The organism is Pseudomonas sp. UBA7530, from assembly GCF_002479365.1.
Classification (GTDB): domain Bacteria; phylum Pseudomonadota; class Gammaproteobacteria; order Pseudomonadales; family Pseudomonadaceae; genus Aquipseudomonas.
This window is the reverse complement of sequence record NZ_DLMS01000001.1, coordinates 1,024,490-1,048,430: the sequence shown is the minus strand read 5'-3', so window position 1 is coordinate 1,048,430 and position 23,941 is coordinate 1,024,490. Positions and strand designations below refer to the sequence as shown.

General features: G+C 63.2%; 25 protein-coding genes. 16 read left to right on the top strand and 9 right to left on the bottom strand.

The genetic code is table 11. The annotated features are described in order from the left end of the window. Positions 1-50 precede the first annotated feature (50 nt). The 5 genes from B2U07_RS05030 to B2U07_RS05010 form a co-directional block, all read right to left on the bottom strand. Entirely contained in the window at positions 51-1,073 is a 1,023-nt protein-coding gene (locus B2U07_RS05030; protein WP_275544485.1) for an AbrB family transcriptional regulator, read from the bottom strand. Then, positions 1,057-2,577, bottom strand: a complete 1,521-nt coding sequence (locus tag B2U07_RS05025) for a tripartite tricarboxylate transporter permease (protein ID WP_197856053.1) — start codon at positions 2,575-2,577, stop codon at positions 1,057-1,059. The genes B2U07_RS05030 and B2U07_RS05025 overlap by 17 nt, the downstream gene beginning before the upstream one ends. A 1-nt stretch (position 2,578) precedes the next feature. Continuing rightward, positions 2,579-3,022 (bottom strand): tripartite tricarboxylate transporter TctB family protein, encoded by a 444-nt coding sequence (locus B2U07_RS05020; protein WP_275544486.1) that lies wholly within the window; start codon positions 3,020-3,022, stop codon positions 2,579-2,581. 62 nt (positions 3,023-3,084) lie between these two features. Then, on the bottom strand, positions 3,085-4,062 hold the full coding sequence (locus B2U07_RS05015) for a Bug family tripartite tricarboxylate transporter substrate binding protein (RefSeq protein ID WP_197856051.1): 978 nt from the start codon (positions 4,060-4,062) through the stop codon (positions 3,085-3,087). A gap of 31 nt (positions 4,063-4,093) precedes the next feature. After that, positions 4,094-5,359 (bottom strand): OprD family porin, encoded by a 1,266-nt coding sequence (locus tag B2U07_RS05010; RefSeq protein WP_275545318.1) that lies wholly within the window; start codon positions 5,357-5,359, stop codon positions 4,094-4,096. 257 nt (positions 5,360-5,616) lie between these two features. Between B2U07_RS05010 and B2U07_RS05005 the strand changes: the two genes are divergently transcribed. Further along, positions 5,617-6,288, top strand: a complete 672-nt coding sequence (locus B2U07_RS05005) for a response regulator (RefSeq protein WP_197856049.1) — start codon at positions 5,617-5,619, stop codon at positions 6,286-6,288. Continuing rightward, entirely contained in the window at positions 6,285-7,682 is a 1,398-nt protein-coding gene (locus B2U07_RS05000) for a sensor histidine kinase (RefSeq protein ID WP_275544487.1), read from the top strand. The genes B2U07_RS05005 and B2U07_RS05000 overlap by 4 nt, the downstream gene beginning before the upstream one ends. On the opposite strand, the gene B2U07_RS04995 is transcribed toward B2U07_RS05000, so the two are convergent. The 3 genes from B2U07_RS04995 to B2U07_RS04985 form a co-directional block, all read right to left on the bottom strand. Further along, a complete protein-coding gene (locus B2U07_RS04995; RefSeq protein ID WP_296276124.1) occupies positions 7,665-8,420 on the bottom strand; it encodes a substrate-binding periplasmic protein in 756 nt (251 codons plus the stop codon). The genes B2U07_RS05000 and B2U07_RS04995 overlap by 18 nt on opposite strands. A gap of 140 nt (positions 8,421-8,560) precedes the next feature. Next, positions 8,561-9,397, bottom strand: coding sequence for an HDOD domain-containing protein (locus B2U07_RS04990; protein ID WP_296276123.1), 837 nt, complete (start codon positions 9,395-9,397; stop codon positions 8,561-8,563). Between the two features lie 47 nt (positions 9,398-9,444). Next, positions 9,445-10,386: a YgfZ/GcvT domain-containing protein gene (locus tag B2U07_RS04985; protein WP_275545319.1), complete on the bottom strand. Its 942-nt coding sequence runs from the start codon at positions 10,384-10,386 to the stop codon at positions 9,445-9,447. Positions 10,387-10,553: 167 nt separating this feature from the next. Between B2U07_RS04985 and B2U07_RS04980 the strand changes: the two genes are divergently transcribed. Both B2U07_RS04980 and B2U07_RS04975 read left to right on the top strand, forming a co-directional pair. Beyond that, entirely contained in the window at positions 10,554-10,808 is a 255-nt protein-coding gene (locus tag B2U07_RS04980) for a succinate dehydrogenase assembly factor 2 (RefSeq protein WP_197856045.1), read from the top strand. Continuing rightward, positions 10,792-11,259, top strand: a complete 468-nt coding sequence (locus B2U07_RS04975) for a protein YgfX (protein WP_296276120.1) — start codon at positions 10,792-10,794, stop codon at positions 11,257-11,259. Before B2U07_RS04980 ends, B2U07_RS04975 begins: the two co-directional genes overlap by 17 nt. On the opposite strand, the gene nadB is transcribed toward B2U07_RS04975, so the two are convergent. Then, entirely contained in the window at positions 11,213-12,844 is a 1,632-nt protein-coding gene (gene nadB / locus B2U07_RS04970; RefSeq protein ID WP_296276118.1) for an L-aspartate oxidase, read from the bottom strand. The genes B2U07_RS04975 and nadB overlap by 47 nt on opposite strands. Before the next feature lie 550 nt (positions 12,845-13,394). Between nadB and rpoE the strand changes: the two genes are divergently transcribed. The 12 genes from rpoE to pdxJ all read left to right on the top strand — a co-directional run bounded on the left by rpoE (position 13,395) and on the right by pdxJ (position 23,804). Then, positions 13,395-13,976 carry an RNA polymerase sigma factor RpoE gene (gene rpoE / locus B2U07_RS04965; RefSeq protein ID WP_003245473.1) on the top strand — a complete coding sequence of 194 codons (582 nt, stop codon included), beginning with the start codon at positions 13,395-13,397 and terminating at the stop codon, positions 13,974-13,976. A gap of 30 nt (positions 13,977-14,006) precedes the next feature. Continuing rightward, positions 14,007-14,579 carry a sigma-E factor negative regulatory protein gene (locus B2U07_RS04960; protein WP_296276116.1) on the top strand — a complete coding sequence of 191 codons (573 nt, stop codon included), beginning with the start codon at positions 14,007-14,009 and terminating at the stop codon, positions 14,577-14,579. A gap of 20 nt (positions 14,580-14,599) precedes the next feature. Further along, positions 14,600-15,547 (top strand): MucB/RseB C-terminal domain-containing protein, encoded by a 948-nt coding sequence (locus B2U07_RS04955; RefSeq protein ID WP_296276114.1) that lies wholly within the window; start codon positions 14,600-14,602, stop codon positions 15,545-15,547. After that, positions 15,544-15,999 carry a SoxR reducing system RseC family protein gene (locus tag B2U07_RS04950; RefSeq protein WP_296276112.1) on the top strand — a complete coding sequence of 152 codons (456 nt, stop codon included), beginning with the start codon at positions 15,544-15,546 and terminating at the stop codon, positions 15,997-15,999. Before B2U07_RS04955 ends, B2U07_RS04950 begins: the two co-directional genes overlap by 4 nt. A gap of 35 nt (positions 16,000-16,034) precedes the next feature. After that, positions 16,035-17,459 (top strand): DegQ family serine endoprotease, encoded by a 1,425-nt coding sequence (locus tag B2U07_RS04945; protein ID WP_197856039.1) that lies wholly within the window; start codon positions 16,035-16,037, stop codon positions 17,457-17,459. Positions 17,460-17,610: 151 nt separating this feature from the next. Then, positions 17,611-19,410, top strand: coding sequence for a translation elongation factor 4 (lepA, locus tag B2U07_RS04940; RefSeq protein ID WP_197856038.1), 1,800 nt, complete (start codon positions 17,611-17,613; stop codon positions 19,408-19,410). Positions 19,411-19,416: 6 nt separating this feature from the next. Further along, positions 19,417-20,271, top strand: a complete 855-nt coding sequence (gene lepB, locus B2U07_RS04935) for a signal peptidase I (protein WP_275544493.1) — start codon at positions 19,417-19,419, stop codon at positions 20,269-20,271. Between the two features lie 88 nt (positions 20,272-20,359). Continuing rightward, entirely contained in the window at positions 20,360-20,737 is a 378-nt protein-coding gene (locus B2U07_RS04930; protein ID WP_296269464.1) for a DUF4845 domain-containing protein, read from the top strand. After that, positions 20,734-21,423, top strand: coding sequence for a ribonuclease III (gene rnc, locus B2U07_RS04925; RefSeq protein ID WP_013714666.1), 690 nt, complete (start codon positions 20,734-20,736; stop codon positions 21,421-21,423). Before B2U07_RS04930 ends, rnc begins: the two co-directional genes overlap by 4 nt. Continuing rightward, positions 21,410-22,315: a GTPase Era gene (era, locus tag B2U07_RS04920; protein ID WP_197856035.1), complete on the top strand. Its 906-nt coding sequence runs from the start codon at positions 21,410-21,412 to the stop codon at positions 22,313-22,315. Before rnc ends, era begins: the two co-directional genes overlap by 14 nt. 60 nt (positions 22,316-22,375) lie before the next feature. Next, positions 22,376-23,065 carry a DNA repair protein RecO gene (recO, locus tag B2U07_RS04915; protein WP_197856034.1) on the top strand — a complete coding sequence of 230 codons (690 nt, stop codon included), beginning with the start codon at positions 22,376-22,378 and terminating at the stop codon, positions 23,063-23,065. Continuing rightward, positions 23,058-23,804, top strand: a complete 747-nt coding sequence (pdxJ, locus tag B2U07_RS04910) for a pyridoxine 5'-phosphate synthase (RefSeq protein ID WP_197856033.1) — start codon at positions 23,058-23,060, stop codon at positions 23,802-23,804. Before recO ends, pdxJ begins: the two co-directional genes overlap by 8 nt. Positions 23,805-23,941 lie beyond the last annotated feature (137 nt).

Here is a 23,941-nt window from a genome sequence, read left to right as displayed (position 1 = left end):
TTTCCTTGCCACATAGCCAGGCGTGCAAAAAAAAGCCCGCACATGGCGGGCTAAGCGTGGCACTTGCACCAGAGCTTGAATAAGGGTTCGGCGAGGAACATCACCAGAAACAGCCGCAGCACCTGTAGGGCGGTGACCAGCGCCACCGACAGTTGCAACGCTTCGGCGGTCAGGCAGAGCTCGGTGATACCGCCGGGCATCATGCCCAGCATCAGCGACAGATGATCTTCGCCGGCCAGCCAGCCGAGCATCTCGCCGAGACCCGCAGCGGCGAGCATGGCCAGCAGGGTGAACACCAGCACGCGGGCGAGAAAACCCGGCGCGCTGCGGAAGAAGGCGCGGTCGAAGTGGCAGCCCAAGGCGCTGCCGATCAGCCACTGGCCGAGTTGGCCCATGCCCTGCGGCATACCCAGATGCAGGTCGAAGCTGGCGCTGGCCACGGCGCAGGCGATCAGCGGGCCGAGCATCCAGGGGTTGGGTTGTTTCAGGCGCCCCCACAGCGCTGCCAGCACGGCGCCGGCGGCGAGCAGGCCGATCAGCCAGATCCAGTCCACCGCTGCGCGCGGCGGTGCGCTGGCTTCGGGCAGGCCCCAGGTGAACAGCGCCGGAATCAGCAGCACCACCAGCAGCAGGCGCAGGCTGTGTGCCGCCGCCACGCGCGCGGGCTGCGCATCGTGGCGCAGGGCCAGGTTGACCATCTCGCTGGCGCCGCCAGGCATGCTGGCGAAAAAGGCGGTCGCGCGGTCGACGCCGGCGCGGCGCAGGATGGCGATACCGATCAGGCTGAGCAGGAGCGTGCCGAAGGCACCCATGAAGATGACCGGCAGATGGCTCAGCACCTGTTCCAGCACCTCGCTGGTGAAGTGCAGGCCGATACCGCTGGCCACCAGCCACTGGCCGGCCTTGCGCCCGCCCGGCAGTTCACTGAAGGGGCGGTCGGCCAGGCAGCGCACGGCGATCACCGCCAGCAGGGATCCGACCATCCACGGCAAAGGCCAGCCGGCGAGGCTGGCCAGGTAGCCGCCGACCACTCCGGCCAGCGGCGTCACCCAGAGATCACGCGGCAGCGGCATCGGCCCCGGCCTTGATCTGCTTGCGGCGGCGTATCCAGCGAATGCCCGGCAGGGCCAGCATCAGCACCACCAGTGCCCACAGCACCAGAGTGATCGGGCTGCCCCAGAGGATGCCCAGGTCACCGGCGGAAATCGACAGCGCGCGGCGCAGGTTGTCTTCCATCAGCTCGCCGAGCACGAAACCGAGGATCAGCGCCGACAGCGGGAAATCGAGCTTGCGCAGGATGTAGCCGAACACGCCGAGCACGATCATCAGTACCAGGTCGAAGGTGGTGCTGTGCACCGCATAGACGCCGACCATGCTGACCACGGTGATCGCCGGTACCAACACCCAGTTCGGCACGCTGAGCATGCGCGAGAACAGGCCGACCATCGGGATGTTCATCACCAGCAGGATGACGTTGCCGATGAACAGCGAGGCGATCAGGCCCCAGACCACGTCCGGTTGCTGTTCGAACAGCAACGGGCCGGGGGTGATGTTGTACAGCGTCAGCGCGCCGATCATCACCGCCGTGGTACCCGAACCCGGTACGCCGAGGGTCAGCATGGGGATCAGCGAGCCGCAGGCCGAGGCGTTGTTGGCCGCTTCCGGAGCGGCCAGGCCGCGCAGGTCGCCGTCACCGAAGCGGCCCTTGTTGCCGGCCAGGCGCTTCTCGGTCATGTAGGTCATGGCGCTGGCAATGGTTGCGCCGGCACCGGGCAGGGTGCCGATGACGAAGCCAGCCAGGGCGCTGCGGATCATGGTCCAGAAGCTCAGGCAGAACTCCTTGAAGTTGAACAGCAGGCGGCCGCTGGCCTTCACCGCTTTCTGGCCGCCGTGGGTCTTTTCCAGCATCAGGAGAATTTCGCTGACGCTGAAGAAGCCGATCACCACGATGACGAACTGGATGCCATCGGACAGGCTGACGCTGTCGAAGGTGAAGCGATACACCCCGGTGGTCGAATCCACCCCCACCGTGGCCAGGGCCAGGCCGATCAGCGCAGCCATCAGGGTCTTGACCGGCTTGTCGCCGACCATGCCGCCGAGGCAGGCGATGGCGAACACCATCAGCACGAAATATTCGGCAGGGCCGAAGGCCACCGCCCATTTCGCCAGCAGCGGGGCGAACAGCACCACGCCGCAGGTGGCGATGATGCTGCCGATGAAGGAGCTGACGGCGGACAGCGACAGGGCGATGCCGGCCTTGCCCTGACGGGCCAGCGGGTAGCCGTCGAGGGTGGTCATGATGGCCGCGGCGTCGCCCGGCACGTTGAGCAGGATGGCGGAGATACGGCCGCCGTACTCGCAGCCCAGGTACACGGCAGCGAGCAGAATCAGTGCGGTTTCCGGCGGCAGGCCGAGGGCGAACGCCAGCGGCAGCAGCAGCGCCACGCCGTTGATAGGGCCGAGGCCCGGCAGCAGGCCGACCACGGTGCCGACGAAGGCGCCGAACAGCGCCACCAGCAGGTTGGTCGGTCGGGTCGCGACGTCGAAGCCCTGCATGAGGAAGTTAAGGGTTTCCATTTCAGCTCTCCACGAAGGCTTCAAGCAGGCCGAGCGGCAGGGGCACGTCCAGCAGCAGATCGAACAATACGTACAGCAGCACACCCATCAGCACCGCGCTGATGGCGCAGGGCAGCAGGCGACCGGTGAACAGCAGGCCAAGGGCGAAGGTGGCCAGGGCGGTGCTGATGACGAAGCCCAGCGGCTCGAAGGTCAGCGCATAGGCCAGCAGAACCACCACGCACAGTGCGCTGCGCAGCGCAGCTGGAATGTCCAGGCGCTGCTCGAGCATGCCGGGCTTGTAGATCAGCCACAGGCTACCGCTGCCCATCAGCGCCAAAAGCAGCAGTGGGTAGGCGCGCGGGCCGACCGGGTCGTAGGCAAAGGGCGCCTGGAAACCCCAGGCAATGACAGCGAGCCAGGCGCACAGCAGCAGCCAGATCGCGGAGAACAGGCGAACGTACATGGAGATTTACCTCAGGAGCGCCGGCCACTGGATGGTGGCCGAGCGCGGATTACGCAGGAGTGTTACTGGACCAGGCCGAACTCGCCGGCCAGCGCCTTGTATTCCTGCACTTGCTTGAGGACGAAGGCGTTGAGCTCGTCGCCGGTGAGCGACAGGGGGAACAGGTCACGTTGCTCACGCAGCGCAGCGAAGTCGTCACGAGCCAGCATCTGCTCGAACTGCTGCTGCCACCAGGCGAACTGCTCGTCGCTGACCTGCGGGCCCATGTAGAAACCACGGATTACCGGCCAGCTGATGTCGAAACCCTGTTCCTTGGCGGTGGGGATATCGGCCAGCTTGCCCGGCAGGCGCTCGTCGGACAGTACGGCGAGGATGCGCACCTTGCCGGCGGCCAGTTGCGGGGTGACTTCGCCGAGGCCGCTGGAGGTGACCTGTACGTGGCCGCCGAGCATGGCAGTGAGGGTTTCGCCGCCGCCTTCGAAGGCCACGTAGCGCAGCGACTGCGGGTCGATACCGGCAGCGCGGGCGATCAGCGCGGTCTGCATCCAGTCCTGACCGCCAATGGTCGCGCCAGCGCCGAAGACCACGCTGGTCGGGTCCTTCTTCAGAGCCTCGACCAACTCGTTGAGGTTCTTCCAAGGGGCATCTTCACGCACGGTGATGGCGCCGTAGTCGGTGCCGATGGCGGCCAGCCAGCGCACGGCGTTCTCGTCGTAGCGGCCGAATTTGCCCTGGGCCAGGTTGAGCAGCGAGCCGGAGGAGAAGGCGGTGATGGTGCCCGGGTCCTTGGCGCGCTGGGCGACCACGGCGTTGTAGGCCACGGCGCCGACGCCGCCGGGCATGTAGGTGACGCGCATCGGCGCCTTGAGCAGGCCGGTATCCTTCAGGCCGCTCTGGGCCAGCTTGCAGGTCAGGTCGAAGCCGCCACCGGGTTTGGCCGGGGCGATGCATTCGGGGCGCTTGGGTTCGGCAGCCAGCAGTTGGCCGGCAAAGGCCAGGCAGGCGGTTGCCAGCGCGGCGCGGGTCAGGACGGATTTCATGACGGTGATTCCTCGCGAGTCTTGTTGTTGTTTACCAGATTGGCAGCGTGTAGCCGACGATGACGCGGTTCTCGTCCGCATCGCGGGCGAAGTCGGAGCGGAAACTGGCGTTGCGTACACGTACGTAAAGGTCCTTGAGCGGGCCGCTCTGCACCACGTACTTGAATTCGATATCGCGCTCCCATTCGCCGCCACGCTCGTCGGAGCCGGCGATGCGCGCGTCGTCACCGCGGATGTAGCGGGTCATGAAGGTCAGGCCGGGAACGCCGATGCCGGCGAAGTTGTAGTCGTAGCGAGCCTGCCAGGAACGTTCGTCGGCGTTGGCGAAATCGTTGATCTGCACGAAGTTGATCAGGAACGGATCGCTGCCGTCGATGTAGGCGAAGCCGGTGTCGCCGCTCATGTCCTGGAAGCCCAGGCCAACCTTGTGGTTGCCCAGGCCGTAGCTGACCATGGCGTTGATGGCGCGGTTATCGACCTTGCCGGCCTTGGCGGCGCCGCTGTCGCTGCTGTAGATCAGGCGCAGGTCGCTGCTCAGGGTGCCGGCACCAACCTTGTGGCTGCTCAGCAGGCCGAGAAAATGCTGGCGATAGATGTCGTCCAGATCGGCGAAATAGTAACGGCCGGTGAAACCGGGCGCGAATTTGTAGTCGACACCGGCCAGGTCAAGGTGGTCAGCGCTGACGCCACCGGCAAAGCGGCGGTTCTTGCTGTTGAGCACCATGTCTTCTTCGTTGGTGGAGGCGCGGTCGATGACCTTGTCCAGGCGGCCGCCGGTGAAGGTCAGGCCTTCGAGTTCGGAAGAGGTCAGCAGGCCGCCCTCGAACACCTGCGGCAGCAGGCGGCTGTCGCTGGCCTTGACCACCGGCAGTTCCGGCACGTGGGAGCCGTAGCGCAGTTCGGTGGCGGAGACCTTGACCTTGGCGGTCAGGCCCATGCGGCTAAACTCGTCGGCGGAGCGCCCGTCGTCGTGAACGGGCAACAGGTCGGTGCCGGTGCGGCCGCGACCCGAATCGAGCTTGATACCGAGCAGGCCCATGGCGTCGAGGCCGAAGCCCACGGTGCCTTCGGTGTAGCCCGATTGCAGGTCGAGGCGAAAACCCTGACCCCATTCTTCGCGCTTGTTCTGGCCGGAGCCTTCGCGGAAGTCACGGTTGAGGTAGATATTGGTGGCAGTGAGGCTGGCGGTGCTGTCTTCGATGAAGGCGGCGTTGGCGAGGGGGGCAGCACCGGTGGCGGCGATTGCCAGGCAGAGCAGGCGGACAGGCGGCAGGGCCTGGCGTGAGGCTGCGAGCATCATGTGGTCTCCATTTTTGTTCTTGTCGCCACCTGGCACCACTGCCAGGTCGCTTGAGCAGGTGGATCGAGCCACCTTTGATCGATGCTATGAGGGCAAGCTTTCGCTAGGCTTTCATGGTGAAAAGTTTTTCAGCGTTACCAGCGCAGGGCTGCGCGGATACCGTTTCGTTTGCCGCTTTGGCATTTGAGCAATTCACAGCAGGCGTAGCGGCGCTAAACTGCGCGCCTTTAACGATGCTGCAGTTGGAGGTAGCGGTGCGGATTCTGCTGGTCGAAGACCATCCGCAATTGGCGGAAAGCGTGGCCCAGGCGCTGAAAGGCGCCGGCTGGACGGTGGACGTGCTGCACGATGGCGTCACGGCTGATCTAGCGCTTTCCAGCGAGGATTATGCGCTGGCGATTCTCGATATCGGCCTGCCACGCCTGGACGGTTTCGCCGTGCTGGCGCGTCTGCGCGACCGTGGCCAGACCCTGCCGGTGCTGATGCTGACTGCACGTGGCGAGGTCAAGGACCGCGTGCACGGGCTTAACCTCGGCGCCGATGACTACCTGGCCAAGCCCTTCGAGCTGACCGAGCTGGAAGCGCGGGTCAAAGCGTTGCTGCGGCGCAGCGTGCTCGGCGGCGAGCAATTGCAGCGCTGTGGCGATCTGGTCTACGACCTCGGCGCTCGCCGTTTCAGCCTCGGTGGCGAGGCCCTTAGCCTCACCGCCCGTGAGCAGGCGGTGCTGGAGGCGATGATCGCCAGGCCTGGCCGGGTGATGAGCAAGGAGCAACTGGCGGCGCAGGTGTTCGGCCTGGACGAGGACGCCAGCCCGGATGCCATCGAGATCTACATTCATCGCCTGCGCAAGAAACTCGAAGGCAGCGCCGTGCGTATCGTCACCTTCCGCGGTCTCGGCTACTTGCTGGAGGCGGTCGAGGCATGAACCGTGGTGTCAGCCTGCGCGGGCGTCTGCTGCGGCGTCTGGCACTGCTGCTGTCGCTGATCCTGCTATTGAGCAGCTTCAGTGCCTACTGGAGTGCCCGCCGTGCAGCGGATACGGCCTATGACCGCACGCTGCTGGCGTCGGCGCGGGCCGTGGCCGATGGACTGTATACCGAGGATGGCCGGCTGCGCGCGAATATCCCTTACGTAGCGCTGGATACCTTCGCTTACGACAGCGCCGGGCGTATCTACTACCAGGTGCTCGATCTGCAGGGCAATCAGGTTTCCGGTTACGAGGACCTGCCGCCCTCGCCGCCGGGTACGCCGCGCACCGATGACTATCCGGCACTGGCGCATTTCTACGATGCCCAGTACCGCAATCAGGGTGTCCGCGTGGTCAGTCTGCTGCAGCCGGTCAGCGAGCCACAGCTCAATGGCATTGCTGAAATCCGCGTGGCGGAAACCCAGGGCGCGCGTGAGCGCATGGCCCGTGAGCTGCTGATCGGCACCCTATGGCGCATGGGTCTGCTTTCGGTCAGCGCATTGTTGCTGGTGTGGTTGGCGGTGAACCTGGCCTTGCGCCCGCTGGAAGCGCTGCGCCGGGAAGTGGCCGAACGGGCCAGCGATGACCTGCAGCCGCTGCCGGACGGGGGGCTGCCACGTGAGGTGCTGCCGCTGGTGGAAACGCTCAACCAGTTCAACGAGCGCTTGCAGGGGTTGTTCGAGCGTCAGTCGCAGTTCATTGCCGACGCGGCCCACGAGTTGCGTACGCCGCTGGCGGCGCTCAAGGCGCGCATTGCCCTGGGCTTGCGTGCCGAGCAACCCGAGGAGTGGCGCAGCACGCTGGAACAGACGGCGCAGCAGGGGGACCGCCTCACCTTGCTGGCCAACCAGCTGCTGTCGCTGGCGCGTATCGAGAGCGGTGCGCGGGCCATTACCGAGGGCGGCGCGCAGCGCATCGATCTCAGTCAGCTGGCGCGTGAGCTGGGCCTGGCCATGGCGCCCCTAGCTCACGCTCGTGGCGTTGCGCTGGCGCTGGAGGCTGAGCAGCCGGTGTGGATCGATGGCGAGCCAACGCTGCTCAATGAGCTGTTGAGCAATTTGTTGGATAACGCGCTGGCGCATACACCGGCCGGTGGCAATCTGATCATCCGCGCCTTGTCGCCAGCCGTGCTGGAGGTCGAGGATGACGGCCCGGGCATTCCCGAAGCCGAGCACGAGAAGGTTTTCGAGCGCTTCTATAGGCGCAGCAATCTGGGCAATGGTGCGGGCCTTGGCTTGGCCATCGTCGGTGAGATCTGCCGCGCCCATCAGGCCAGAATCAGCCTGCATCAGGCGCAGCCGCACGGCCTGCGGGTGCGCGTCGAATTTCCGCTGTCAGTGAGTGAGGCTTAGCGGCTGCTGAATCTCCATCAGGTACTGGGAAACCTTGCCGCTGTCGCGCAATTGCTTAAGGCCGAGGTTGAAGCGCTGCATCAGCTCGACATTGCCAGGCACGTTGCGCGATAGCAGCAGATACATGCTGGCGCTGTGCAGCGGCTTGGGGTGAAAGCTCAGGCGCTGGCGCTCGGTGGCAGTGAACTTTCGGTGCAGCAGGTCGAAGCCTACCACCTTGTCGACCGGAAACAGATCGATGCGCCCGGCGAGCAATTGACGTAGACCCTGTTCATCGCTGGTCAGGCGCACCACCTGGAGTTCACCGGCCGCTTCGGCGCGGCGAAAGGCGTCGCCGTGATCATAGCCACGTGTCACGGCGATGCGCAGGCCGCGCAGATCCTTGATGTTGCGCCAGTCGAAGGCGAAATCCTTGCGATAAAACAGGTGATAGCCGCTTTCGATTACCGCGTCGCTGATGAGAAAGTGCTCTGCGCGCTCAGGGCTGTAGAACCAGACGGCGCTGCCTGGGCGCAGGCCCTGCTCAGCAATTTTCAGAGAGCGCGCCCAGGGATGAAACTCCCATTGCACGTCGATGCCCTGCAGCGCGAACGCCTCGGCGATGATGCGTGACGCGACACCCTGGTGGGGCAGGCTTTCGCCCTGATAGGGTGGCCATTCGCCGTTGGTAAGGCGTACTTGCTCGGCAGCCTGGAGGCTGCCGCACAACAGGACGAGCAGGACAAATGCATAACGCATGGCTCTACTTCCTCAGGCGATCGACTTGAGTGTAGAGGCATTTTGTCACCTACATCCCTGTAGATCACCCTTCGGGCTGTCGCGCGGCGACGTCAAAAATTGTTCCCGACAGTTTTCTTGCCATCCATGGCGAGATGTATTTATTGCAGCATGCTCATTGCTGCTTCCATCGCAGCCGACATGTCTTCGTCGGCCTGCATATCGACCTGCGGGTCCAGGCCGAGCTTGGCGAACGCTGGTACCTTGCTCCAGTCGAGCTGGGTGTAGGGGTGCTCGCTGCCCAGGTAGCTCTGCAGGGTGGCGACCTGGACGATGTCGACGTAGTCGACCTTGGACGAGTTGCGGCTGAAGTCCAGATATTGGCTGGGCACGACGGCGATGGGCTCTGGAAACTCCCAGGTACGCAGGATCTTGTCGCCGATGATCGGGTGGATCTGCTCGATCACGTGGTTGAGGCTGATGGAGTCGGCCAGCAGCTCGTTGTGTTCTTCGGCATAGGTGAGAATCGGCAGCACGCCGATCTGGTGCACCAGGCCGGCGAGAGTGGCCTGGTCCGGCATCAGGCGCGTGTAGTGGCGGCACAGCACGTGGCAGATACCGGCAATTTCAGTGCTCTTGTTCCACACTTCGCGCATCTTGCGGTCGACGACGTCGCTGGTGGCCTGGAACATCTGCTCCATGGCCAGGCCGGTGGCCAGGTTGCAGGTGTAGTTGATGCCCAGGCGGCTGACTGCCATCTGCAGGTCGGTGATCTCCTTGCTGCTGCGTAGCAGTGGGCTGTTGACCACCTTGATGATGCGCGCGGTGAGGGCAGCATCGTTGCCGATCACCTTGCTGATCTGTGGGATGCCCACGTTGGGGTCTTCTGCGGCTTCGCGAACCTTCAGCGCCACTTCGGGCAGGGTGGGCAGCACCAGCTCATCGTTCTCGATGGCATGGATCAGTTCCTGTTGGACTTTTTCAGCAAGCTTGCTCATTAAAGGCTCTCTATAGGCGGCCCGATGCGGCGGCGCCAGGACGTTAATCAGCGCTGGATTTCCTTGTCGGCATCCAGCTGGTAAGGCAGATCGAGCAGGGTCAGCGCCGGGCCATCACTGCTGCCGAGATGAATGCGGCCGTCGTTCACGGCGTCTTCCTGAAGCACGGCGAGCAGTTCGATGGCATCGCCGGCCTGGGCCGCGAGCACCACTTCGCCGACGCTGGAGCCATGCACTGGGGAGAACAATTCATCGCCGACGGCCGGTAGTGCTTCGGCGACCAGGCGCAGGCGCTGCAGGCGGCGCTTGAGTTTGCCCAGGTACTGCATGCGCGCGACGATCTCCTGCCCGGTGTAGCAGCCCTTCTTGAAACTCACGCCGCCCAGGGCCTGCAGGTTGATCATCTGTGGGATGAACAGCTCACGCGTGGCGCCGAACACCTGGCCTACACCCGCGCGTACCTGAGCCAGCAGCCAGTCGTTCAGAGGTGCTTGCGGCAGCAGGGCGGCGAGGCGGTCTCGCAATTGCTCCGCCTCGGTGGCTGGAGCCCACAGCTCGGCACGACCATCGCTCAGGCGTACGGCAATCAACTGCCCCGCGCTGGTGATGGCGTCGCTGGCAGCTCCCAGTTGCAGGCCAAGTTCGCTGAGCACGGCGTCGCCGCCGGCCAGGCCAAAACGGACCCAGGCGGCGCTTTCATCGCCGAGCTTGGATTTGGAGAACACCGCATATTTCTGCAGGTCGGCCTGTTGCGACTCGATCAGCTCGCGGGCCATGGCCAGCAGGTAGCCGTCGTCCACCGGGACGATGCGAAAGCTCGACAGCATGCGGCCCTTGGGCGTGCAGCGAGCGCCGAGGCTCGATTGGCTGGCACTCAGGTAATTGAGGTTGCAGGTCACCTGGCCCTGCAGGAACTTGGCCGCGTCCGCGCCGCGCACGGCGAGCAGGCCTTCGTGATCGAGGAGGGTGAAGTAAGCGCTATCGGCCATGATCGGAATCGGTTTGGCTGGGAAAGACGACATGATAAGAGCGGCTACAGGCAGCAGGCTACAGGCGGCAGGCAAAAAGCGGAAAAGCGCCGGGTGTATCTGGTCATTGAGCCGGATACTGCCTGCAGCTGCTGTTATACTGCCGCCTCGTTCGAGGAGTCCGTTGCATGGTTGAGCAAAATGAACTGAATCGCCTGTTCTGGCATAGCCGTCGTGGCATGCTGGAGCTGGACGTACTGCTGGTGCCTTTCGTCCAGGAGGTATACCCGAACCTGGATGCCGAGAACCAGGCGCGCTACCGCAAGTTGCTGGAGTGCGAGGATCAGGACATGTTCGGCTGGTTCATGCAGCGCGGCGAGCCCGAAGATGCCGACCTGCGCCACATCGTGCGCATGATCCTGGATCGTGTCCAACCCAAGTGACGCCTTCGAGTGCCGCTGGCAGCCATCGCGCTGGCTGCTGAGGCTCTACCTGTCGGTACTGGCGCTGGCCCTGCTGGCGCCCTGGCTGGCCGACATTCCCTTCTGGTCGAAATTGCTTTCACCTCTGCCGTGCCTGGCGCACGCAGCCTGGGTGCTGCCGCGGCACGTTCTGCTGACGGCACCGCAGGCCATTACCGGTTTGCGTCGTGATGCGCTCGGCTGGCATCTCTACAGCGCTGCCAGCGGCTGGCAGGCGGTGCAGTTGCGTCCTGACAGTCTGGCGTTGCCGCTGGCGGTCGTGCTGCGCTATCGCGTGCCGGGCCAGCGCTTCAGTCGTGGGGTGTGTATCGCGCATGACGCGCTGGCGCCCGAGTTGCATCGGCGCCTGCGCTTGCGCTTGAAGTTCAGTCGGCGACGCTGGGCTGAGCCTGGGGCGTCGGCACCAGAATAGTGTCGCGGGCCTCGGTTTGTTGCTCGGGGTAATCGAGGGTGTAGTGCAGGCCGCGACTTTCATGGCGCTGCATAGCCGAGCGGATCATCAGTTCGGCAACCAGCGCGAGGTTGCGCAGCTCGATCAGGTCACGACTGACCTTGTAGTTCGAGTAGAACTCATCGATCTCGTCCAGCAGCAGGCGCACGCGATGCTGCGCGCGTTGCAGGCGCTTGTTGGTCCGTACGATGCCAACGTAGTCCCACATGAAGCGGCGCAACTCGTCCCAGTTGTGGGCGATGATCACGTCCTCGTCCGAGTCGGTCACCTGGCTGGCGTCCCAGCAGGGCAGGTTGGCGGGCATACCGATGGCGCCGAGTTGCCGGACGATATCCGCGCAGGCCGAGCGGGCGTAGACGAAGCATTCGAGGAGCGAGTTGCTGGCCATGCGGTTGGCACCATGCAGGCCGGTGAAGCTGGTCTCGCCGATGGCGTACAGCCCCGGTACGTCGGTGTGGCCATGCCGGTCGACCACCACGCCGCCACAGGTGTAATGCGCGGCCGGCACCACCGGGATGGCCTGTTTGGTGATGTCGATGCCAAAGCCCAGGCAGCGTTCGTAGACGGTGGGGAAGTGACTCTTGATGAACTCCGCCGGCTTGTGACTGATATCCAGGTAAACGCAGTCGATCCCCAGGCGCTTCATCTCGTGGTCGATGGCACGGGCGACGATGTCGCGCGGCGCCAGCTCGGCGCGTTCGTCGAAGCGCTGCATGAAGCGTTCGCCATTGGGCAGCTTGAGCAGGCCGCCTTCGCCACGCACGGCTTCGGTGACCAGGAAGCTCTTGGCCTGCGGGTGATACAGGCACGTCGGGTGGAACTGGTTGAACTCCAGGTTACCGACGCGGCAGCCGGCGCGCCAGGCCATGGCAATGCCGTCGCCACAGGCGCCGTCCGGGTTGCTGGTATAGAGGTAGACTTTGGCAGCGCCGCCGGTGGCGAGGACCACGAAGCGCGCGCTGAAGGTGTCCACTTCGCCGCAGGCGCGATCGAGCACGTATGCGCCCAGGCAGCGGTCGCCATCCAGGCCGAGCTTGCGCTCGGTGATCAGGTCGACGGCAACGCGCTGTTCCAGCAGCTCGATGTTCGGGCGCTGGCGTGCCTGTGTCAGCAACGTATTGAAGATCGCCGCGCCAGTGGCGTCGGCCGCGTGAATGATGCGCCGGTGACTGTGGCCACCCTCGCGGGTCAGGTGAAACTCGAAGCCGCCATCCTCGCGCGCCGTTTCATCGTCACGGGTAAAAGGGACGCCTTGATCGATCAGCCACTGGATGGCTTCGCGACTGTGTTCTACCGTGAAGCGCACGGCGTCTTCGCGGCACAGGCCGGCGCCGGCGTCTAGGGTGTCGGCGACGTGGGATTCGACCGTGTCGGTGTCGTCCAGTACGGCTGCCACGCCACCTTGCGCCCAGTAGGTCGAGCCATTGGCCAGGCTGCCTTTGCTCAAGACCGCGATGCGTAAGTGAGATGGCAGGGTGAGGGCGAGGGTCAAGCCGGCAGCGCCGCTGCCGATGACCAGAACGTCGTGCTGGAAGTGGTGGCTCATGTCCGAGTTCCGCGTGAAAGCGAGCCCTAGTATATAGAGAGGGGCATCGGCACAATAGCCAGCCAGAGCCACATCATTATCCGCTGCGTGTCGGGCCTGCTTAGTTGAAGCAATCTCGGACGGTGATTTACGTCCGAATGAAGGCTAGAAGGGCGAGCGAAACGAGTACTGCTCGTTTCTACTCGAAACTCGCTTCCTTCTGTCTTCACCTTGCAGTGCTCTAGCTCGCGAATATTGAGGCAGCTCTTATGTCCGACCTCAATGCTTTGGGAACTTTTTTAGTCTTTAAGGTTCCATAGAGGGTCGCCCATATAAGGGAGAGCGCTTGCGCGTGCCTGCATCTGAAGTCAGCGGAGGGTGTGGAAATGAGCGGCGATAAGATTATTTGCGCTAGCGGAGACGTTTCGCTGTCGCCATTCCAGCCAGAGAAAAGAAAACTCTGCGGGAAGCTTGCTTGGAGGGGAGAACTTTTGCGTAAGGCCCGAGTCTATCTTGGCAAGTTGATTTGCTTACGGGTGCAAGCCTCCTTCAAGCGTAACGAGGAGAGTGCATGCTAACCCAGGAAGATGATCAGCAGCTGGTCGAGCGAGTGCAGCGTGGTGACAAGCGTGCCTTCGATCTGTTGGTGCTGAAGTATCAGCACAAGATCCTCGGTTTGATCGTGCGATTCGTGCACGACACCCACGAGGCTCAGGATGTCGCTCAAGAGGCGTTCGTAAAAGCCTATCGAGCGCTTGGAAACTTTCGCGGTGACAGCGCGTTCTATACATGGCTGTACCGCATCGCCATCAACACGGCGAAGAATTATCTGGTGTCCCGCGGTCGGCGACCGCCAGATAGTGATGTCAGTAGCGATGACGCGGAGTTCTACGACGGCGACCACGCCCTCAAGGACATCGAGTCACCGGAACGGGCATTGCTGCGCGACGAGATCGAGGCAACCGTGCATCGAACCATCGCACAGCTGCCGGATGACCTGCGTACGGCATTGACCCTGCGTGAGTTCGAAGGCTTGAGTTACGAGGACATTGCCAGCGTCATGCAGTGTCCGGTGGGTACGGTACGTTCACGGATTTTCCGTGCACGTGAGGCAATTGATAAGTCCCTGCAACCTTTGTTGCAGGAAGCCTAAGGCAGCGGCGACAGCCAAGAGAGGTACGCCATGAGTCGTGAAACCCTGCAGGAATCGCTGTCCGCGGTGATGGATAACGAAGCGGACGAACTGGAACTGCGGCGAGTGCTCGCAGCCAGCGAGGATGGTGAACTGCGTGGTACCTGGTCGCGTTACCAGGTCGCCTGTGCAGCCATGCACCGTGAGTTGCTGGTACCGCAGCTGGACATCGCATCGGCGGTTTCCGCGGCATTGGCCGACGAAGCCGCTCCGGCGCGTAAGGCGCCGATCTGGCGCAGCATCGGGCGAGTAGCCGTGGCAGCATCGGTGACCGTTGCTGTGCTGGCTGGGGTGCGCTTCTACAATCAGGATGACCTGACGGGCGCTCAGCTGGCCCAACAGGATGCTTCTCCGGTACTCTCGGTACCGCAGGTGCAAGGTCCTGCGCTGCTCGCTGGCTATAACAGCAGCGAAGAGGCCGGCGAACCTGCCCAGGCCGGTACTGCCAGCTGGCACGAGCAGCGCCTGCCGAACTATCTGCGTCAACACGCACAGGAAGCGGTGATGGGTACCGGTGAAACCGCTCTGCCTTATGCTCGTGCTGCGAGTCTGGAAAACCGCTAAGCGCCTAAGTAAGGAGTCACATGCGCGCTATTCCCCTCTGCCTGCTCGGTGGTCTGCTGGCATTGCCGGTGCAGGCCGCCGAGGTACAGGACTTGCTCGGACGCCTTGCTGCGGCAGAGCGTGAGCAAAGCTTTCAGGGTACGTTCATCTACGAACGTAATGGTAGTTTCTCCACTCACGCCGTATGGCATCGGGTGGAGGAGGGGGGGCAAGTTCGCGAGCGCCTTCTGCAACTCGACGGCCCTGCGCAGGAAGTGCTCAAGGTCGATGGTCAGGCTCAGTGCGTCACCGGCGCACTGGCTGATCAGGTAAGCGAAGGGCAGGCCTGGCCTGCCCGTCAGATGGATGCCGAGCAATTGAGCAACTGGTATGACATTCGTGTCGCCGGCCAGTCGCGCATTGCCAACCGTGCAGCGGATGTTCTGGTGCTGGAGCCCAAGGATCAGCACCGTTACGGCTTCGAGCTGTACCTTGACCGGGAAACCGGTCTGCCACTCAAGTCCCTGTTGCTGAACGAGCGCGGCCAGCTTCTGGAGCGCTTCCAGTTCGCCCAGTTGGACACTTCCGTGCCGGTGGAAAATGCCCTGCAGCCGAGTTCGGGTTGTCGGCCGGTGAGTTTCCGTGCTTCCGACAGCATGGCCGAGGGAAGCTGGCGTTCGGACTGGTTGCCACCGGGCTTTACCCTGACTACTGCGCAGTTGCGTCGTGATCCGGCCTCGGCTGATGCTGTCGCCTACCTATTGTATGGCGATGGCTTGGCGCGTTTCTCGGTTTTCCTCGAGCGCCTCAATGGCGATGTAGTGGAAGACGCGCGCAGCCAGCTGGGCCCGACCGTTGCGGTATCGCGACGGATGAGCACAGATGCCGGTGACGTGATGGTTACCGTGGTCGGTGAGATTCCTTTGGGAACCGCCGAACGTATCGCTCTGTCCATGCGCGCCGGAGTGCCTGAACAGGCGAGCCAATGATTGAAGAGCAGGGGCGTGTAGTGGCGCTCGAGCCCGGCGCTGTCTGGGTCGAGACGCTGCGCAAGAGTACCTGCTCGAGTTGTTCGGCCAATGCGGCCTGTGGCCAGGGGTTGATGGATCGCCTGGGTGTCGGCCGGCAACGTGGTTATGTGCGTGCTCTCAGTCAAATGCCGCTGGCGATTGGCGACACCGTGATCGTTGGTGTGCGCGAAGATCTGCTGGTGCGCAGTTCTCTTCTGGTTTATCTGCTTCCACTTCTGGGCTTGTTCGCCGCTGCGCTGCTGGCGGACGGCCTGGGCCTGTCCGAGCCTCTGGTGATCCTTGTCGGCCTGATCGGCCTGTCCGCCAGTTGGCTGTTGGTTCGCTGGCGCGCTGCTCGCGTTGCCGGGGACCCCTTATTGCAACCCGTTGTCCTGCGAACGCTGCTGGTGCCTGTGCCAGCGGCGGGTTGAGTGTGTTCGAGTTTTACATGGGGAGTCGTAGTTCGATGAGAAAACTCAAGTCCTTTGCGCCGCTGCTGGCGGTCGCCTTGCTCTGGGGGCAGAGCTTGTTGGCTCAGGCCAGCCTGCCTGACTTTACCGATCTGGTCGAGGAAGCCTCGCCTGCGGTGGTCAACATCAGTACTCGGCAGAAAATGCCGGAACGTGGCGTTGCCGGTCAGCCGGGGCTGCCTGATCTCGAAGGTTTGCCGCCGATGTTCCGCGAGTTCTTCGAGCGCAGCATCCCGCAGGTGCCGCGCAATCCTGGCGGTCGCCAGCGTGAGGCACAGTCGCTGGGCTCCGGTTTCATCATTTCGCCGGACGGCTACATCATGACCAACAATCATGTGGTCGCCGATGCCGACGAGATCATCGTACGTTTGTCCGATCGCAGCGAGCTCGAAGCCAAGCTGATTGGCGCCGATCCGCGCAGCGACGTCGCGTTGCTCAAGGTCGAGGGCAAGGACCTGCCTGTGGTGCGCCTGGGCAAGGCCGACGACCTGAAGGTCGGTGAGTGGGTGCTGGCCATCGGTTCGCCGTTCGGTTTCGACCACTCGGTAACCGCCGGTATCGTCAGCGCCAAGGGCCGCAACCTGCCGAGCGACAGTTACGTGCCGTTCATCCAGACCGACGTGGCGATCAACCCGGGCAACTCCGGCGGTCCGCTGTTCAACCTGCAGGGCGAAGTGGTGGGTATCAACTCGCAGATTTTCACCCGCTCCGGCGGCTTCATGGGCCTGTCTTTCGCCATACCGATGGAGGTAGCCATGCAGGTCGCCGATCAGCTCAAGGCTGACGGCAAGGTCACGCGCGGCTGGCTCGGCGTGGTGATTCAGGAAGTAAACAAGGATCTGGCCGAATCCTTCGGTCTGGAAAAGCCGGCCGGCGCGCTGGTCGCTCAGGTGCTCGAAGACGGCCCGGCAGACAAGGGTGGCCTGCAGGTGGGCGACGTGATTCTCAGCCTCAACGGCAAGGCGATCATTATGTCGGCCGACCTGCCGCATCTGGTCGGCGGGCTGAAGCCGGGCGAGAAGGCCGAGCTGGACGTGGTACGTGATGGTTCGCGCAAAAAGCTCAACGTCACGGTTGGCACGCTGCCGGAAGAAGGGCAGGAGCTGGCCTCGTCGGGTTCGGCGCAGGGTGGCGAGCGCAGCAACAATCGTCTGGGCGTGACCGTCGTCGAGCTGACTGCCGAGCAGAAGAAAGGCCTCGACCTCAAGGGCGGCGTAGTGGTCAGGGAAGTGCTCAACGGCCCGGCGGCCATGATCGGTCTGCGCCCGGGTGACGTGATCACGCACCTGAATAACCAGGCCATCGACTCCACCAGTACCTTCACCCAGGTGGCCCAGGAGTTGCCGAAGAATCGTTCGGTGTCCATGCGCGTGCTGCGCCAGGGGCGTGCCAGCTTCATTACCTTCAAGCTGGCCGAGTAATCCGGGCAATGCTTAAGAAGGGCGCTTTCGAGCGCCCTTCTTCGTGTCTGCACCGGTGTTGTGCAGACGTGACGCGGTCGCGCGGGATCGGGTACAATCCGCGGCTATTTTCGGCAAGCGTCTTGCCTGTGCCTTCTTCGAGTGTTGATCCGTGAGTGACCTGAGTCATATCCGCAATTTTTCCATCATCGCCCACATCGACCACGGCAAGTCGACCCTGGCTGACCGTTTCATCCAGCTGTGCGGCGGTCTCACCGCGCGTGAAATGGAGGCTCAGGTTCTGGACTCCATGGATCTGGAGCGTGAGCGCGGCATCACCATCAAGGCCCATAGCGTCACGCTTCATTACAAGGCGCAGGACGGCAAGATCTACCAGTTGAACTTCATCGATACGCCCGGCCATGTCGACTTCACCTATGAAGTCAGCCGCTCGCTGGCTGCGTGCGAGGGCGCGCTGCTGGTGGTCGATGCCGGCCAGGGCGTCGAGGCGCAGTCGGTCGCCAACTGCTACACCGCCATCGAGCAGGGCCTGGAAGTGATGCCCGTGCTGAACAAGATGGACCTGCCGCAGGCCGATCCGGACCGCGTCAAGGACGAGATCGAGAAGATCATCGGCATCGACGCCAGCGAAGCGGTGGCCTGCAGTGCCAAGAGCGGCATGGGCGTGGACGAGGTGCTCGAACGCCTGGTGCAGACCATCCCTGCGCCGGAAGGCGAGATCGATGCTCCGCTGCAGGCGCTGATCATCGATTCCTGGTTCGACAATTACCTTGGCGTGGTCTCGCTGGTGCGCGTGCGCCAGGGCCGCGTCAAGAAAGGCGACAAGATTCTGGTCAAGTCCACCGGCAAGGTGCACCTGGTCGACAGCGTCGGTGTCTTCACCCCGAAACACACCGCCACCGCTGACCTCAAGGCCGGTGAAGTGGGCTTCATCATCGCCAGCATCAAGGACATTCACGGCGCGCCGGTCGGCGACACCCTGACCCTGTCCTCGACCCCCGAGGTCGCAGTGCTGCCGGGCTTCAAGAAGATCCAGCCGCAGGTATACGCCGGTCTGTTCCCGGTCAGCTCCGACGATTTCGAGGACTTCCGCGATGCCCTGCAGAAGCTCACCCTCAACGACTCTTCGCTGCAGTACGCGCCGGAAAGCTCCGATGCGCTGGGCTTCGGCTTCCGTTGCGGCTTCCTCGGCATGCTGCACATGGAGATCATCCAGGAGCGCCTGGAGCGCGAGTACGACCTGGACCTGATCACCACGGCGCCGAGCGTGATCTATGAGCTCGAGCTCAAGACCGGTGAAACCATCACCGTCGACAACCCGTCCAAGCTGCCGGACGTCTCGACTGTCGCCGATTTCCGCGAGCCGATCGTCACAGCGACCATCCTGGTGCCGCAGGAGCACCTGGGTAACGTCATCACGCTGTGCATCGAGAAGCGTGGCGTGCAGCGCGACATGCAATTCCTCGGTTCGCAGGTTCAGGTTCGCTACGACCTGCCGATGAATGAGGTGGTGCTGGACTTTTTCGACCGTCTGAAGTCGACCAGCCGGGGTTATGCGTCGCTGGATTATCATTTCGACCGCTACCAGTCTGCCAACCTGGTCAAGTTGGACGTACTGATCAACGGCGATAAGGTCGATGCCTTGGCCTTGATCGTTCACCGCGACAACGCGGCTTACAAGGGCCGTGCGTTGACCGAGAAGATGAAGGAACTGATTCCTCGGCAGATGTTCGACGTGGCGATCCAGGCAGCCATTGGTGGCCAGATCATCGCGCGGACCACCGTCAAGGCGCTCAGAAAGAACGTACTGGCCAAATGTTACGGTGGCGACGTGAGCCGTAAGAAGAAACTGCTGGAAAAGCAGAAGGCCGGTAAGAAACGCATGAAGCAGGTCGGTAACGTGGAGATCCCACAGGAAGCCTTCCTCGCTGTGCTCAGGTTGGATAGCTAAGGCTCTATGTCGATCAATTTTCCGCTCCTGTTGGTTATCGCGGTCGCCGTTTGCGGCTTCCTGGCCCTGGTCGATCTGATTCTGCTGGCTCCGCGCCGCCGTGCGGCGATTGCGGCGTACCAGGGGCGGGTCGACGATCCTGACGACAGGGTGCTGGAACGCCTGAGCAAGGAGCCCTTGCTGGTCGAGTACGGCAAATCCTTCTTCCCGGTGCTGGCCATCGTGCTGGTGCTGCGCTCGTTTCTGGTCGAACCATTCCAGATTCCTTCGGGGTCGATGAAACCGACTCTGGAGGTGGGCGATTTCATCCTGGTCAACAAGTTCGCCTATGGCATTCGCCTGCCGGTGATCGACGAGAAGATCATCGAGGTGGACAACCCGCAGCGCGGCGATGTGATGGTGTTCCGCTATCCCAGCGACCCGACCATCAACTACATCAAGCGCGTTGTAGGGCTGCCGGGCGACCAGATCGAGTACACCCAGGGCAAGCGACTGCTGGTCAATGGTGAACCGGTGGCCGAGAAGCTGATCGGTGAGGAGCCGGGCAGTCTGGGCGGTGCGATGCTCTATGAAGAGCGTCTGGGCCAGATCGAGCACACCATCCGCAAGGAAATGACCCGCATGCGCCGTGAGCCCGGCGGCCAATGGGTAGTGCCGCAAGGGCACTACTTCATGATGGGCGACAACCGTGACAACTCCAACGACAGCCGCTACTGGCGTGATCGTCATATCCCGCAGGAGCTATGGGGCATGGTCCCGGACGACCATATTGTCGGCAAGGCCTTCGCCATCTGGATGAGCTGGCCTGAGCCGAAGACCGGAAATCTGCCCAACTTCTCCCGAGTCGGCCTGATTCATTGAGCACTGGCGCGCTGTTCAATACAGCGCCACAGGCTATAAAGAGTTTAGCCGTCAGGCTTTCCAACAAGACCGTCCATTGGGGATACACATGACTTTCGCGCGCTCGCAGCAGGGGCTTTCCATTCTGGGTTGGCTGGTGGTTCTGGCCGTGGTGGCATTCTTCGCCAGCACGGCATTCAAGGTGCTGCCGCATTATCTGGACTATATGTCCATGGAGAAGATCATCACCTCGGTGGAAACCGACAAGGCGGCGGACGTGCGCACCGTCGGTGAGTTTTACAATCATGTGAGCAAGGGCATGCAGGTCAACAACATTCGTGACCTGAACATGCGCGACGCTCTGCAGGTCAAGGTGGAGAACAACGAGTTCCAGGTCCACCTCAAGTATGAAAAACGCGAGCCGCTGATCGAGAACCTCGATCTGGTGGTGAATTTCGACAAAGAATTTCGTGTACGGATGCCGTGAGTCCCAATCTGTCCCGCCTCGAGCGCAAGCTCGGCTATAGCTTCAAGGATCAGGACCTGATGGTCCTGGCCCTGACCCATCGCAGTTTCGCCGGCCGCAACAATGAGCGGCTGGAATTTCTCGGTGATGCCATTCTCAATTTCGTAGCCGGTGAGGCGCTGTTCGAGCGCTTCCCGCAGGCCCGCGAAGGCCAGCTGTCGCGCCTGCGCGCACGCCTGGTCAAGGGCGAAACGCTGGCCGTGCTGGCCCGCGGTTTCGAACTGGGTGAATACCTGCGCCTGGGTTCCGGTGAGCTGAAGAGCGGCGGTTTCCGCCGTGAGTCGATCCTGGCCGATGCCCTGGAGGCGCTGATCGGCGCCATCTATCTGGATGCCGGCATGGAAGCGGCGCGTGAGCGCGTGCTGGACTGGCTGACCGGTGAGCTGGACGGCCTGACGCTGGTCGACACCAACAAGGATCCGAAAACGCGCCTGCAGGAATTTTTGCAATCGCGTGCCTGCGAACTGCCTCGTTACGAGGTGGTGGACGTTCAGGGCGAGCCGCACTGCCGTACCTTCATGGTCGAGTGCCAGGTGGCCCTGCTCAATGAAAAGACCCTGGGCCAGGGCGGCAGCCGGCGTATCGCCGAGCAGGTCGCTGCGGCTGCGGCGCTGATCGCCCTCGGGGTGGAGAATGGCAATGACTGATGCACCTATGACCCGCTGCGGCTACGTCGCCATCGTCGGCCGGCCCAATGTGGGCAAGTCGACGCTGCTCAACCACATCCTCGGGCAGAAGCTGGCGATCACCTCGCGCAAGCCGCAGACCACCCGCCACAACATGCTCGGGATCAAGACCGAGGGTGAGGTACAGGCCGTCTACGTCGATACGCCCGGTCTGCACAAGCACAACGACAAGGCGCTCAACCGCTACATGAACCGCAGTGCGTCCACCGCGCTGAAGGACGTCGATGTGGTGGTGTTCGTGGTCGACCGCATGCGCTGGACCGACGAGGATCAGCTGGTGCTGGAGAAGGTGCAGCACGTGAAATGCCCGATCCTGCTGGCGGTGAACAAGGCCGACCGGCTGGAAGACAAGAGCGAGCTGCTGCCGCATCTGAACTGGCTGGCCGAGCAACTGCCGCAGGCCGAGATCGTGCCGATTTCCGCGCTGCAGGGACAGAACCTCGACACTCTGGAGAAGCTGGTGGGCGAGCGTCTGCCGGAGTCCGAACACTTCTACCCGGAAGACCAGATCACCGACCGCTCCAGCCGCTTCCTGGCTGCCGAACTGATCCGCGAGAAAATCATGCGTCAGCTCGGTGCCGAGCTGCCGTACCAGATCACCGTGGAGATCGAGGAGTTCAAGCAGGAGGGTCGCATCCTGCATATCCACGGCTTGATCCTGGTGGAGCGCGACGGGCAGAAGAAGATCATCATCGGCGACAAGGGCGAGCGCATCAAACGCATCGGCGCGGATGCACGCAAGGACATGGAAACCATGTTCGATTCCAAGGTGATGCTCAACCTCTGGGTCAAGGTCAAAGGCGGCTGGTCCGACGACGAGCGTGCCCTGCGCTCGCTGGGCTACCTGGATTGAGCAACAGGCTGCAAGCCATAAGCTGCAAGCCACAAGCCGCTCTTGCTTGAGGCTTGAAACATGCAGCTTGCCGCTTATGTCCTGCATAGCCGTCCGTACAAGGAAAGCAGCGCCCTGGTGGATTTCTTCACCGCCCAGGGCCGTATTCGCGCAGTGCTGCGCGCAGCGCGCGGCAAGGTCGGCAGCATTGCCCGGCCATTTGCGCCACTGGAGCTGGAGCTGCGCGGGCGCGGCGAGCTGAAGAGCGTCGGCCGTCTGGAAAGCGCCGGCATCCCACTGCTGCTGACCGGCGAGGCGCTGTTCTCCGGTCTCTATCTCAACGAACTGCTGATCCGCCTGCTGCCGGCCGAAGATCCGCACCCCGTGATGCTCGAACACTACGGTCTGACCCTGCAGGCGCTGGCTGCCGGCCGGCCGCTGGAGCCATTGCTGCGCGCATTCGAATGGCGCCTGCTGGACGAGCTGGGCTATGGTTTCGCCCTGGATCGCGACCAGCACGACCAGGCCATCGACCCCACCGCGCTATATCGCTGGCAGCAGGACATCGGCCTGGTGCCGGTGGTACAACTGCAGCCTGGCGTGTTCCAGGGGCGTGAGCTGCTGGCCATGGCCGAAGCCGACTGGCAGACACCGGGCGCACTGGCTGCCGCCAAGCGCCTGATGCGCCAGGCGCTGGCACCTCATCTTGGTGGCAGGCCACTGGTCAGCCGCGAACTTTTCATGACGCTCAAGGAGTCCAAGCGTGACTGAGGCCAATCGTATTCTGCTCGGCGTGAACATCGACCACGTCGCCACCCTGCGCCAGGCTCGTGGTACGCGCTACCCGGACCCGGTCAAGGCCGCGCTGGACGCCGAGGAGGCCGGTGCCGACGGCATCACCGTGCACCTGCGCGAAGATCGTCGGCACATCCAGGATCGCGACGTTCGCGTGCTGGCTGACGTGCTGCAGACGCGAATGAACTTCGAGATGGGCGTCACCGACTTCATGCTCGGCTTCGCCGAGCAGATTCGCCCGGCGCATGTCTGCCTGGTACCGGAAACCCGCCAGGAACTGACCACCGAAGGTGGTCTGGATGTCGCCGGACAGGAAGCGCGCATTGCCGCGGCGGTCGAGCGCCTGACGCTGGCCGGTTGCGAGGTGTCGCTGTTCATCGACGCTGAGGAGCGGCAGATCGAGGCCGCCATGCGCGTCGGCGCGCCGGCCATCGAACTGCACACCGGGCGTTACGCCGATGCTCATACGGCAGAGGAGGCGGCGCAAGAACTGTCGCGTATTCGCGATGGTGTGATCTGCGGCCTCAACCACGGGCTGATCGTCAATGCCGGTCACGGCCTGCATTACCACAACGCCGAGGCCGTGGCCGCGATTCCCGGCATCAACGAACTGAACATTGGCCACGCCATCGTCGCCCATGCCTTGTTCGTTGGCTTCAAGCAGGCGGTCGCAGAGATGAAGGCGCTGATCGTGGCGGCGGCCGATCGCGGCTGACTGCCTTTCCAGAGCATTCGCGGACAAGTCCGCTCCCACGGCAGCGCAGTGCAAGCAGGCTTTGTGGGAGCGGACTTGTCCGCGAACAGCGCACACCTAAACGCATTGCGCAGGAGCGCCTTGTGCCGCGAAGCCGG